Annotated in this window: 10 protein-coding genes and 2 pseudogenes; 4 read left to right on the forward strand and 8 right to left on the reverse strand. The window is 55.8% G+C overall.

Annotation, left to right across the window (positions count from 1 at the left end; all coding sequences use genetic code 11):
• Positions 1–3: 3 nt before the first annotated feature.
• The 4 genes and pseudogenes from arsK to FCH38_RS01210 form a co-directional block, all read right to left on the reverse strand.
• A complete protein-coding gene (gene arsK, locus FCH38_RS01195; RefSeq protein WP_153513690.1) occupies positions 4–1,212 on the reverse strand; it encodes an arsenite efflux MFS transporter ArsK in 1,209 nt (402 codons plus the stop codon).
• The gene (locus FCH38_RS01200) at positions 1,205–1,576 is read right to left on the reverse strand and encodes an ArsR/SmtB family transcription factor (RefSeq protein WP_174372613.1); all 372 of its coding nucleotides are present in this window, start codon (positions 1,574–1,576) and stop codon (positions 1,205–1,207) included. Before FCH38_RS01200 ends, arsK begins: the two co-directional genes overlap by 8 nt.
• Positions 1,577–2,345: 769 nt before the next feature.
• Positions 2,346–3,005: pseudogene (locus tag FCH38_RS23430) on the reverse strand (PAS domain-containing protein); the annotation flags it as partial.
• 225 nt (positions 3,006–3,230) lie between these two features.
• Positions 3,231–3,599 (reverse strand): annotated as a pseudogene (locus FCH38_RS01210) (ATPase domain-containing protein); the annotation flags it as partial.
• A 374-nt stretch (positions 3,600–3,973) separates the two neighbouring features.
• Between FCH38_RS01210 and FCH38_RS01215 the strand changes: the two are divergent.
• From FCH38_RS01215 to ggt, 4 genes are all read left to right on the forward strand, one after another.
• Positions 3,974–5,422 carry a metal-dependent hydrolase family protein gene (locus FCH38_RS01215; RefSeq protein WP_236776534.1) on the forward strand — a complete coding sequence of 483 codons (1,449 nt, stop codon included), beginning with the start codon at positions 3,974–3,976 and terminating at the stop codon, positions 5,420–5,422.
• Positions 5,423–5,510: 88 nt separating this feature from the next.
• Positions 5,511–6,290 (forward strand): opacity family porin, encoded by a 780-nt coding sequence (locus tag FCH38_RS01220; RefSeq protein WP_236776557.1) that lies wholly within the window; start codon positions 5,511–5,513, stop codon positions 6,288–6,290.
• A gap of 173 nt (positions 6,291–6,463) precedes the next feature.
• A complete protein-coding gene (locus FCH38_RS01225) occupies positions 6,464–6,667 on the forward strand; it encodes a cold-shock protein (protein WP_149901364.1) in 204 nt (67 codons plus the stop codon).
• 254 nt (positions 6,668–6,921) lie between these two features.
• Entirely contained in the window at positions 6,922–8,679 is a 1,758-nt protein-coding gene (gene ggt, locus FCH38_RS01230; protein WP_174372615.1) for a gamma-glutamyltransferase, read from the forward strand.
• A 26-nt stretch (positions 8,680–8,705) separates the two neighbouring features.
• Here the strand turns inward: ggt and FCH38_RS01235 are convergent, their stop codons facing one another.
• The 4 genes from FCH38_RS01235 to FCH38_RS01250 form a co-directional block, all read right to left on the reverse strand.
• A complete protein-coding gene (locus FCH38_RS01235; RefSeq protein WP_174372616.1) occupies positions 8,706–9,386 on the reverse strand; it encodes a DUF2161 domain-containing phosphodiesterase in 681 nt (226 codons plus the stop codon).
• A 226-nt stretch (positions 9,387–9,612) separates the two neighbouring features.
• The gene (locus tag FCH38_RS01240) at positions 9,613–10,113 is read right to left on the reverse strand and encodes a flavin reductase (protein ID WP_174372617.1); all 501 of its coding nucleotides are present in this window, start codon (positions 10,111–10,113) and stop codon (positions 9,613–9,615) included.
• A gap of 26 nt (positions 10,114–10,139) precedes the next feature.
• The gene (locus tag FCH38_RS01245; protein ID WP_174372618.1) at positions 10,140–11,168 is read right to left on the reverse strand and encodes a methionine synthase; all 1,029 of its coding nucleotides are present in this window, start codon (positions 11,166–11,168) and stop codon (positions 10,140–10,142) included.
• A 27-nt stretch (positions 11,169–11,195) separates the two neighbouring features.
• Complete coding sequence (locus FCH38_RS01250) at positions 11,196–12,179, reverse strand: DUF1852 domain-containing protein (protein WP_174372619.1); 984 nt, start codon at positions 12,177–12,179, stop codon at positions 11,196–11,198.
• Positions 12,180–12,530: the final 351 nt, after the last annotated feature.

The raw sequence follows: 12,530 nt of genomic DNA on the forward strand, positions 1-12,530 counted from the left end.
GGTTCAGGCCATTGCTGTGGCGGTTTGCCGTGAGGAGGTCGCCACAGCAACGAATGCGGCAATGCTGATCGCCCCGAGACAGGCGTTGGCAGCGAGCGCAAAACTGATGCCGACATTCTCCATCGCTGCGGCAAAGACGAATGGCGCGGCGGCACTCACTGCCAATCGCGCGGCGGCCATCTTGCCCGTAATCGCTCCATAACCGTCGGAGCCAAACAGATAGAGCGGCAGGCTTCCCTGCGCGATACTGTTGATGCCGGAACCGAGACCAAGGCAGATCGCGAAGGCAACCGCTCCCGGCAACCAGTCACCTGTCATCATCAAGATGAACACCCCGGCGACGATGAGGATTGCGGAAAGCGCTGCAAGCGCCGGCGGCAAAAGGCTTTTACCAAACACCATGTTGATCAGTCGGCTCAGCACCTGGGCTGGGCCGAAGAGCGATCCGATCACCACCGCAGCAGCGCCAAGCCCGATCGACCCGAGCATTGGAACCATATGCGCGAGCATGGCAGAGAGAGTAAAGCCCAGCATGGCAAAGGCAAACGAAACGAGCATCATGCTGCGCCGGCGCGCATGGGCAGGAAGCGTCCCGATCACCGTCTCACGCGTTCGGATCGTGGAATCAGCGTTAACTTCTGTTTTCGCGACGCGCATGATCCAGTAATGAAGCGGCATGCACAGAAAGAGATTCAATCCCGCGAAGACGAGATAGATCTCGCGCCACGACAGATACGCAGCAAGTGCTGCCGAGATCGGCCAGAAGATGGTCGAGGCGAAACCGCCGATCAAGGTCAAATAGGTGATGCTGCGGGATGCTGATCGGGGTTCGCTTTCGACCAGCGTTGCGAATGCGGCTTGATACTGCACCATGCCGGACGATATCTCGAGCAGGATGATGGCGAACGCAAAGACAGCAACGGATGGCGACCACGCACAGATTGCCAGGGTAAATGCGGCCAGGGCCGAGCCGACCGTCATGACCGTCGCAGCGCCGATACGGTCCATCTGTTTACCGATATACATTGCGGATAAGCCGCCGATAAGCAGGGAAGCTGAGAAGATGCCAAATATCTCGGCCAGCGTAAGGCCGAGATCCTTCGCCATGCCAGATGCGAGGATACTGAAGCTGTAGTAGAGAGTGCCGTAACCGATGATCTGCGTCAGGCCAAGCGCAGAGACAATGCCCGCAGGTACTTTCGAATTATGCAATGACGTTATCCCCGTCAGTCAAGGTTTCAGCCAGATTGCAGCATCCATCGTTTCGCTCGACATTTTCCCGGATCACTGGATGTCCGGCACAGCAGTCTTCCATCAGGAATTTCACAAGATCGGCGAGAGCTTCGTAGTTGGCGCTGTAGAGGATTGAACGCGATACCCGCCGCTGAGATATGAGACCTGATCGCTCCAGTTCCTTGAGATGGAACGACACATTCGTCGCCGAGACGCCCATGCGTTCGGCGATCACGCCAGCGGCTAGCCCCTCGGGACCAGCGACAACCAGCGCTCGAACGATGGCAAGGCGCGTTTCCTGCGAGAGTGCGGCGAATGAAGAGAGGGCTTGACGTTCTTCCATTATTCAATAATCCTTGAACTATTGGATATATGGATAACCCACATGAACGCGATCGACAAGACACATTCTTCCGACATCACTCTCGGCCATCTTCTTGATGTCCTCGCGGTCGCGCCGGATGCGCCGCTGGTATACTGACAAGTCCGAGTGCGGATGGCGGTAGCGTTGCATCTCTTATATTGATGATCGGCATGGTGACTCGCGTTCTTCAATGAACGCAACCATGCCATCGGTTCGCACCGAAGCAACACTTCAAACCGCAGGGTGCCGAGTTTTCCACAGCCGTGGAAAATGCGGTTTGGGCGCAAAAAGCAACAGCAACGAAACCGCTCTGACGTTCCATAATCTATCTTATGCGATTATTGTATGTGGCGCCCATTTAGTAGTGCGACACTTGGGCCGGATAGAAATGCGACACTCTCCTCGCATGACGTCGCTGGTCAATGTCAACGTTGGGAGCAAGGATGCGACGATGTTCAGCCTGACTTCGGTCAGGAGCGGTCGGAGTCGTCATGTCCTTTATGATCACCATGTCGCAAAAAGAATTGCATCGCCTCGAACTTATCAAGAAGATCCGTGACGGACGCCTGAGCGTTGTCCAAGCTGCCGAACAGCTCGGCCTTAGCAACTGGCCAATCGCCTCCAGTTTTTGAGATTGAAGCAACTTCTGCTCGGTGTCCTGCCGCTGGGCTATCTGCGCCTTCAGCGCCTCGGTTCGTTCCTCCACCCGCCGCTCCAGCGTTTCGTTCATAGACCGTAACGCCGCCTCGGCATGTTTGCGGGATGTGATGTCCGAACCGACACCGATAAGACGCTGGGGCTTGCCACGCTGATCATGGACAAGACGGCCGCGAACTTCCGCCCAATGCATGCTGTGATCCGGCCAGATAACACGGTATTCGGCAACGTAGTCTTCGCCTGCATCGAGGCTGCGTCGAGGACCTTCTTCACGGCCTTGCCTGTCATCGGGATGCACGGATGCCGTCAGTTCATCGTAAGTCAGCTCCTTGTTTGCGCAACGGCCGAATATTTGACGAAACTCTGGCGAGGAGCCAAGCACCCAACTCGAAAGGTCGAGGCTCCATGTACCAAGATTTCCGGCGAGCAACACAGTCTTGAGGTTAAGCTCGCTTTCGCGTAGCTCGACAATGCGGTTACGAGCTTCGAGTTGCCGCCGACGGTTTTTGCCTGCGGATTCGACGACGCTGATGAAGGTTGTCGGATGGAATGGTCGTTCAAGAAAGGAGACGTTTCCAAGTGCCTGGGCAACCCTTGCGGCAGCAGGGTTCCTATCCGGTCCCGCTCCTTTGTGTGTCAGGACCATAAACGGGAGATCCGACCAGCCCGGCTGGGATGTCAACCCAGGCGTTGATAGGACCGAGATTGCTGAAGCGAAGGACCTCCTCCACAACGACGACAAAAAGGACATTTTCTCCAAGGCGCTCGGCCAAGGCCTCAAGGTTTGCCATCGGTTGGGAGGCAATCCCCCGCTCAAGCAGCATGGACGCTGCGACAATACTGTCACGACCGTTAGGGGCGTAGATGAGGGCGATACCGTCACGGTCAGGAATCGGAATCGCCTCCGATGTCGAGCATGGTTTTCTGCTCACCAACAAAATGGGGTATGCCGCGCAGAATGCCCTGGAAGCCGACGAGCTTCGAAAATCAGCTTCGTCGTCTCGCCGAGCTCAAGATCTGCCGAATAAAGAAGGCTTTGCTGATGTTCAGCGTCGAACAGGCTTTCCGGCGGCACAAGTTCGAAGACGTCGATGAGGTCGGGAATTTCCATTCCATGCGAGTCTGCCCCTTCTCGCAATTCTTTGTCGGTTTCGGACATGGTAATGTAGAGACCTCGTTCTCCGTCCGCTGCGCCATCACGTAGGAACTGCAGGGCAATCGTTGTTTTTCCCGTTCCAGGGTTGCCTTCGAGAAGGAACACGTGGCCTTTGGACAGGCCTCCTCCGAGAATATCGTCCAACCCGGAAACACCCGTTCTTGCCTTTAAAGTTCCTACCATCTCCATCCCTTCGACCGTCTGCTCCATTTGGCACTAGGCCAATCCAGCAGTTGCCCGCAATTCAATTTGACACGTATAGTTCCCTTAACGTCTTAACCCTCCCAGCGGTTTCATTCTAATCATCACTCGACTGGGTTGTCGAGGTGGCGATGACGCCTCGTGATCCAGCACCATACGGATCACACGTTCGCTAACTTCAGGTGAAAGCTTGTTCTTTGTCGCGCTCATGATCGGTCTCTCCTTCAGAAGCCGGAGCGGTTCATTATGGAAAGGATAGCCTTATCTTCCGATTGTATGTTTGCATCGACACAATATTAGGGGTTGCGCGAATTTTGCCTGCCGCCTAGTACAATCCTTGCGTGAAACGAGGAGTATGCGGATTGTTTAGCCTCGGTCGTCAATACCAGCATCTCAATCATGCTGCGGGTTGCGCGTGTCATAGTCCCGATGCACAGCAACTTTTTTCAAGGATCGGCAAAGAAATGTCGCGCCGCTCGGTTCTAAAGGGCATCGCGGCAACGCTCGCCGTCCCTGCGCTTGGTATAGCGAGCCCCGCATTCGGACAAAAAGCTGAAAAGCCGACTTTGCTCCGGAACGTCAGTGTTTTCGATGGGATAAACTCCAGGCTGATCACAGGCCGAAGTGTTCTCATCGACGGCAAATTCATTAAAGCCCTTGTAGCATCGGCCGACGACGTTACCGATGCAGACGTTATTGAGTGTGGTGGGCGGACCCTGATGCCGGGCATGATAGATGCGCATTGGCACTCGATCCTTGCAGGCATTTCGCAAATGACAGCGATGACTGCTGATATTCCCTACGTCCATCTGGTTGCCGCCCAGGAAGCCGAACGGACGGTATTGCGCGGCTTTACAACCGTCAGAGATGTCGGCGGACCCTCTTTTGCGCTCAAGCGGGCCATAGATGAGGGGCGCATCGCAGGGCCGAGAATATACCCTTCCGGCGCGATGATTTCGCAGACATCAGGGCATGGCGATTTTCGTATGCGCACCGATCTGCCGCGTACATCACAAAACACTCTTAGCGTTGCAGAGCAGGCCGGGATCTCGGCAATAGCCGATGGAGAAGCGGAAGTTCTTCGCCGCGTGCGCGAGCAATTGATGCTTGGTGCGAGCCAGATCAAGATCATGGGCGGTGGTGGTGTTGCCTCGAGTTACGATCCGGTCGATGCTCTCCAATATTCAGAGGCAGAAATGAAAGCTGCGGTATCTGCTGCGGCAGATTGGGGAACATACGTATGTATCCACGCTTACACGTCGGCAGCGATACAAAGAGCGATTTCCTGCGGCGTCAAATCGATTGAGCATGGCCAGCTCGCCGACGATAAAACGGTCAGGCTTATGGCTGACGCTGGCGCCTGGTGGAGCATCCAACCTTTTCTCGCCGATGAAGACGCGAATACCTATCCTTTGCCTGAACAGCGGGCGCAGCAGAAAAGTATTGCCGAGGGCACAGCCCGCGCGGTGGAACTCGGACGCAAGTGCGGGGTGAAAATGGCGCTCGGCACCGACATCCTGTTCAATCCAAAGGGAACCGCGACACAAGGTCGGCAACTCGCCAAATTCGCTCGCTGGTATGACAATGCCGAGGTGCTACGCATGCTGACAAGTGGAAACGCAGAGCTTGCAGGTCTCTCGGGACCGCGCAACCCCTACCCGGCAAAGCTCGGGCGCATTGAAGCCGGTGCTTATGCGGACCTTCTGCTGATCGATGGCAATCCGCTTGAAGACATCTCGTTAATCGCTGATCCCGATCGCACGATGAAACTCATCATCAAGGATGGTCGGATCCATAAAAACACGATCTAAGCCCGAGCAAGGAAAAAAATTGAAACGATTTTCTCTTTTTATTGCGTTGTCTCTATGCGGGATGCCCGTTGCACATGCCGCTGACACAATGCGCGACCTACCATCGGAACCAGTTTCGGAAGCGACCTCTCACCCGGGCTGGGCGTTTCAGGTAACGCCTTACCTTTGGGCGGCAGGTCTTGACGGCAGCCTGTCGCCTTTTAGGCGCGGTCCGACGATAGATTTGGACAAATCTTTCTCCGATGTGATGGACGATCTCAACTTCGGCGGATTTGTAAATCTGTGGGGGCGTTACGACCGTTTCGTCCTCTCAGGCGACATCATGTATGTCGACACCACTGATAGTCATGCCACCGGGCCGCTCTCCGCGTTTCAGATTCCCGGGCTGGGTGTCACGATACCGCCTGGAGCTACAATTGACGGAAAAGTTGACACAAGACAGTTCATGGCAACGTTGCAGGGTGGATACCGGGTTGTCGACACGTCGCAATTTACGCTGGACGCTCTTGCTGGAGCACGTTTCTGGCATATTTCGAATGATGTCACGGTCACCGCAAGTCATTTCGCCATCGGAAGCCGCACGGCCGCTCATGATGAGAAGTTTGGATGGGTCGACCCGGTGGTGGGCCTGCGAGCGTTCCTTCTACTAACTGAGAAACTGTCCGTTCAGGCCCAGGCCGATGTCGGTGGCTTTGGAGCAGGATCTGACATCACCTGGTCGGTACTTGCAACGGCCAACTATCTGGTGACGGATAACCTCTCGGTGTCTGCCGGCTACAAGGCGTTGAAAGTCGATTATGATCGTGATGGTCATGTCTACGACACGATGTTGAGTGGGCCTGTCCTTGGGATGACTTGGCGGTTCTGATCGGCTTTCACTGAGAGTAACCCTTAGGCGGCTATCCTCGTCGTTTCGCCCTTGAGCGGACTCGAACCCGCGATCCTGACGAGCTTGATCAGGATCGCACAGTCTGGACAACCTTGAAGTTCCCTGCAACGATCGGTAATGGGATACGGTCGCATCCAACAAACGAGGACATTATGGCAACTGGTACAGTAAAATTTTTCGCGCAGGACAAGGGCTTTGGCTTCATCACTCCGGACAACGGCGGGCCGGACGTGTTCGTTCATATCTCCGCTGTAGGCTTCGGTGGCGCTCTGACCGACGGGCAAAAAGTCAGCTACGATGTCGGACAAGACCGCAAGACTGGGAAGTCAAAAGCAGAGAATGTTACCGTTCTCTGATAGCGCGAACGGCCCCGGCGACTTGTCGGGGCCGAAACTGACCTGGACTGAAAACCCTGCACCTGTGGGTCTTGAGATGCAGTGAACAAGCAGCCCGCCATTTTCACCACGGCAGACCCAAGGCATCAAACGGTTTATGGCCCGAGACTGTGACGCTTCACCTCCCCCTGAAAAGGTTGGGGGTCGACCTGCCTGCTGGCTCAGTGGGATGCCCTTCTCAGATTAACGGTGTGCCGCTCTGGAGGATAAGGCTAATGAAAACGAGATTTCTCGGTGAGGCTTTTCTCGCCTTAGTGCTTTCCACCGCGATCGCCTCCGCCCAGCAGGCGTCTGACACGGTTGCACCCGAGAAAGCGACCGATGTTGCGGTCGCCAAACGTGTCGAGTCACGGAGCTTCATGGTGGCGGCGGCCAATCCGCTCGCGGCTGCGGCGGGGCGCGACGTGATCGCCGCGGGCGGCAACGCCATAGATGCTATGGTGGCAGTGCAGGCCGCGCTTGGCCTCGTTGAACCGCAGAGTTCTGGTCTCGGCGGCGGCGCCTTCCTCGTCTACTACAATGCGAAAAGCGGCAAGCTGACAACGTTGGACGGCCGTGAGACGGCACCGATGGAAGCCACGCCAAAGCTCTTCCTGGATGGTAACGGGCAGCCGCTAAAATTCATGGACGCAGTAGTCGGCGGTCGCTCCGTGGGCACACCGGGAACGGTGCGCCTGCTGGAAGAAGCCCACAAACGCTATGGAAAGGCGGACTGGGCAAGCCTGCTGAAGCCGGCGCAAATGCTGGCGACCGAAGGCTTTCAGGTATCACCGCGCCTTGCCTCGCTGATCGCGTCCGAGGGCGACCGGCTGAAGAAATATCCGCAGGCCCGGTCCTATTTCTTTGACACCTCCGGGGCCGCCCTGCAAACAGGCGCCCTCTTGAAGAACCCGGCCTATGCTGAGACGCTTGCTGCAATCGCCAAAGATGGTGCGGATGCCTTCTATAAGGGGAGAATTGCCGAGGCGATCGTCGAGACCGTGCGCGGGGCGGCCGACAATCCCGGCGTGCTGTCGCTGGCCGATCTTTCCAGCTATCGCGTCATCGAGCGCGAGCCGGTGTGCTTCCTCTATCGTGCTCTCGACGTTTGCGGCATGGGGCCACCATCGTCGGGCGGAATCGCCATCGGCCAGATGCTCGGCATGGCGGAGAATTTCGACCTCAAGGCCCTGGGACCGAAAAATGTCGACAGCTGGCGCATCATCGGCGATGCGCAGCGCCTCGCCTTCGCCGACCGGGAGCGTTACGTCGCCGACACCGATTTCATGCCGCTACCGATCAAGGGCCTGTGGGACAAGACTTATCTCAGCGAGAGGGCAAAATTGCTCGACGGTGACAAGGCGTTGACCAAAGACGCCGTCAAGGCCGGCGATCCGGAATGGGACCACGCGCTCCTTTTCGGCCGGGATGCCGCGCTCGAGTTGCCCTCCACAAGCCATTTTGTCATTATCGACAAAGAGGGCAACGTGGTCTCGATGACGACGACGATCGAAAACGGCTTCGGCTCGCGTCTGATGACGAACGGCTTCCTGCTCAATAACGAGTTGACGGACTTTTCCTTCAAGACCCATGATGGCGGACTGCCGATCGCCAACCGCGTCGAGCCCGGCAAACGGCCGCGCTCCTCCATGGCCCCGACAATTGTCATGAAGGATGGCAAGCCGCTGCTTGCCATTGGTTCGCCCGGCGGCAGCCAGATCATCGGCTATGTGGCGCAGGCGCTGATCGCCTATATCGACTGGGGCATGCCGGTGGAAGCGATCGTCGCCCAGCCGCATCTCATCAACCGGTTCGGCACCTACGACATCGAGGCCGGCACCAGCGCGGAAGATCTATTGGGGCCGCTCAAGGCACTGGGTTACGAGGTCAAACCGGGTGAGATGAACTCCGGTTTGCATGCCATCGAGATGACTGCCCAAGGTTTGGCCGGCAGCGCCGATCCACGACGCGAGGGAGTGGTTGTAGGCGAGTGATACGTTCCCGCACCATGGAATAAGAATCAGCCGGACACGGTGATTGTTGCTGGCAAATCCTGCTGCGGCCATCGCTGCAGTGCTTCATGCCCGGCCTGGGTCAGTCCATAAACTCCCCTATCGAGACGTTCAAACCAGCCATAGACATTCGCAAGCAAAATCTTCCCGGCATCGGGTACGCTGGATTTGATATGGCGCACGCGCATCGGTCCTGATGCCAGCACCGATGCGCAGCCGAGCGCCTGTTGACGATATGCGGTCATGATCGGCGCGCGCGTGCTCCCGCCTACTGCCGGATCGCCGCGTCGCCTCTGGTGTTCACGCATGAGCCGAGAGCGCCGTTTCGGATTGGTTCGCGGCATCGGTGATATGGAACTAACGATAATGCTGACGTCGCCGGCATCGGAAATGCCAAGCATGCCGATCCCGAGCCTGCGACAGAGATCCCGGTAGCGTTTGTCAGCCTCGCGTCCTTTGCCCTTGGCTGAGATGCGCGCCGCGATCCAGACTTCTTCTGCGATAGCGGCGCGATCGACAGCCTGCAAAATAAGTTCCAGATTGAAGCTCAGTTTTAGCTCGCAGATCACTACCACAGGCGGATCATTGTCGCTCAGGCCGACGAGATCGCAACCGCCAACTTCGCCTTTGACAGTGTAACCCGCTGTTTCAAGAAAGCCTTTAACGGGCAGATAAAGCGAAGTTTCCATGTGCCTGCAGGTTCAAGTGAAAATCCAGCCCTGAATACATCGATCCGCCTGCGCCGGACAAGCATTTTGCCGCCGATGCTGTTCAAGTTATCGGCGCTGAATATCCAGGGAGGAGGAAAAGAGCGCCCTGTTTCCCCGTTCCTTGATCGAAATTCGGGGAAAATGCCGGCCCAGAGTCACCTGATCTGTCCTTTGCCCATCGTTGGAGGAAGGCCACCTTGATTACCTAGCCGGTGAGATAGCGGCGCATGCAATAGAGCAGCGTTGCCCGTTCTTCATTCTCTCGAATGTCGATCACGCGCCCAAAGAGAATACGATGAGTGGCCTCGTCAACGGCATTGGTGAGCTCGCATTCGAAGCTAACCGACGCGTTGGCAAGGATTGGTGCACCGGTGAGCCCTTCCCTCCAGTCGCCAAGCGCAAATCGATCTTCCGTCGGCGTCTTTCCACCGAAGCGGTCTGATATGTCCTCCTGACCTGGCATCAACGTGTTGACGCAGAAATGGCGCGTGTTCTTAAAGGCGTGAAAACACGAGCTGGCGCGATTGATGCAGACGAGAAGTGTCGGCGGCGTATCACTCACACTGCAAACCGCCGAGGCGGTAAAGCCGTAGCGCTTGCCGCCGTATATGGTGGTGACGACGTTGACCGCGGAGCCGAGGCGCGACATGCCATTTCGAAACGTGGGTTTATCCACAATGTCGAAGCGGTGGTTCACCATGTTCATGTCGGCCTCCTGTCGCTGAGCCAACGCTAGGCCGACAGTTCTTTTCGTATAATTTCCGCGCCAGCGCCCAAAGCGTTCAGCTTGCCGCGCGCCACTTGACGAGACAGTGGCGCCATCCCGCAATTGGTGCAGGGATAGAGCTTGTCAGCATCTACAAACTGAAGGGCTTTTCGCAGCGTATTGGCGACTTCTTCCGGGGTCTCGATGGTATTGGACGCCACGTCGATGGCCCCCACCATAACCTTTTTGCCTCGAAGGAGTTCAATGAGATCGATCGGGACATGAGAGTTGTGGCATTCCAGCGAGATCAGACTGATGCCTGATTTTTGCAGTTTGGGGAAAGATTCCTCATATTGCCGCCACTCCGCGCCCAGGGTCTTTTTCCAGTCTGTATTGGCTTTGATACCGTAGCCGTAGCAGATATGGACGGCAGTTTCGCACTTGAGACCTTCGATTGCCTTTTCCAAGGTAGCGACGCCCCAGTCATTCACCTCGTCAAAGAAGACATTAAATGCCGGCTCGTCGAACTGGATGATGTCGATCCCGGCAGCTTCCAGTTCCCTCGCTTCTTCATTGAGGATCTTGGCGAATTCCCAGGCCAGTTTTTCACGGCTCTTATAATGGCCGTCAAAGAGCGTATCGATCATGGTCATCGGACCAGGCAAAGCCCATTTGATTGGCTGTTTGGTTTGCTGACGGAGGAACTTGGCGTCTTCCACAAAAACAGGTTTTTGGCGAGACACGGCGCCGACGACTGTCGGGACACTTGCATCATAACGATCCCGAATTCTGACGGTCTCGCGTTTTTCAAAATCAACGCCGCCAAGGTGCTCGATGAAGGTCGTGACGAAATGCTGGCGTGTTTGCTCGCCATCGCTGACGATATCGATGCCTGCCTGTTGCTGATCATCCAGGGACAAGCGCAGGGCATCCTGCTTGCCCTCGGTCAGTTCCTCACCCTGCAATTTCCAGGGCGACCAGAGTTTCTCAGGCTGTGCAAGCCACGAGGGTTTCGGCAAGCTGCCGGCGGTTGACGTGGGCAACAGTCTTTTCATGATGTGCGACCTTATGTGTTTTGGTTGTCAAAGGGCGTGATTGGCAGACCACCGCTCGAGAACGGTCCTGTAAGGTTTGATAAAGTGCTCCTCAGCAAACCGTCCCTGCTCTACAGCCAGCCGGCTGCGCTCTTCACGGTCATAGACAATCCGGGTAAGCGAATAATCCTGATGTTTCAGATTGGGCTGATAACAGGCCCCTGCTGCGGAATTGGCGTTGTAAATCTCGGGCCGGTAGATCTTCTGAAAAGTTTCCATCGTGCTGATGGTGCTGATGAGCTCCAGGTTGGTATAATCGTCGAGCAAATCGCCGAGAAAATAGAAGGCAAAAGGCGCGACGCTGTTCGGCGGCATGAAAAAGCGCACCTGCAAACCCATTTTTTGGAAGTAGTGGTCGGTCGAAGACAATTCGTTCTGCTGGTATTCGACACCCAATACGGGATGCTGATTTCCCGTCCGATGATATGTTTTGCTGCTTGAGGCACTCAGGCAAATGACTGGCGTCTTTTGAAAATGCTCTCTGTAAGCCTGTGAGTTCAGGAAACATTTGAACAGGTTTCCATGCAGGTCGCCAAAATCCTCTGGCATGCCGAATGACGGGCGATCCTTGTTGTAAGCCGGCAGCACGACGCTGAAGTCATAATCCCGGACGTAAGAGGAAAAGTTATTTCCAACGATGCCTTCGATGCGCTCGCCCGTCTTTTGATCAACAATATTCGTTTTCAGGATTTCAATCAGGGGAAAGGCATCATCATTGCCTTCAGCATCAACTCGCATCTCAACTGAAATTATCTCAAGTTCGACAGAGTAGCGATCGCCTTTCGGATTATCCCAATGCGCCAGCGCGTTGAAGCGATTGTCAATCATCTTCAGGGCGTTGCGGAGGTTTTCCTGGCGGTTCTCGCCCCTGGCCAAGTTGGCAAAATTCGTCGTGACACGCGTATTTTCTGACGGGCGATAATCCTCATCAAAAGAAATTCTCTTTATATTGAAACCGAGAGTTTTAATCATCGCGATAGGACACCCCAAATCCCGAGATACATCCTGACGTTACTGACGTAAATTTCAGGACGCACCGGATGTTATTTTCCATTGTCTCAGTGGACAATTTTTAAACTGTCCCGACCCGAGAGCGGTGCGCGTTTTGTGCCTGACAGGCCAATTGAATAAAAATGGTATTATCTCACGGAAGTATGAGCCCTGCTCATGATTTGGGTATGAGAGGCGATCCGCCAGAGAATTTGGGAGGCCTTTGCCCTCCGAACCTCGTGGTGATGGGCCGAATGCTCCATATCTCGGTCGACGCGATAACCGTCACCTCCCCAAAACCGATGACGAATGCCTTGACCCCTTCAACGACAT

This window comes from Agrobacterium tumefaciens (assembly GCF_013337285.1).
GTDB lineage: Bacteria > Pseudomonadota > Alphaproteobacteria > Rhizobiales > Rhizobiaceae > Agrobacterium > Agrobacterium burrii.

Bases quoted from the DNA above. Each gene is read 5' to 3' on its own strand.
- FCH38_RS01200 (WP_174372613.1), bottom strand. From the start codon at position 1,576: ATGGAAGAACGTCAAGCCCTCTCTTCATTCGCCGCACTCTCGCAGGAA.
- FCH38_RS01220 (WP_236776557.1), top strand. From the start codon at position 5,511: ATGCGCGACCTACCATCGGAACCAGTTTCGGAAGCGACCTCTCACCCG.
- FCH38_RS01225 (WP_149901364.1), top strand. From the start codon at position 6,464: ATGGCAACTGGTACAGTAAAATTTTTCGCGCAGGACAAGGGCTTTGGC.
- ggt (WP_174372615.1), top strand. From the start codon at position 6,922: ATGAAAACGAGATTTCTCGGTGAGGCTTTTCTCGCCTTAGTGCTTTCC.
- FCH38_RS01235 (WP_174372616.1), bottom strand. From the start codon at position 9,386: ATGGAAACTTCGCTTTATCTGCCCGTTAAAGGCTTTCTTGAAACAGCG.
- FCH38_RS01240 (WP_174372617.1), bottom strand. From the start codon at position 10,113: ATGAACATGGTGAACCACCGCTTCGACATTGTGGATAAACCCACGTTT.
- FCH38_RS01245 (WP_174372618.1), bottom strand. From the start codon at position 11,168: ATGAAAAGACTGTTGCCCACGTCAACCGCCGGCAGCTTGCCGAAACCC.
- FCH38_RS01250 (WP_174372619.1), bottom strand. From the start codon at position 12,179: ATGATTAAAACTCTCGGTTTCAATATAAAGAGAATTTCTTTTGATGAG.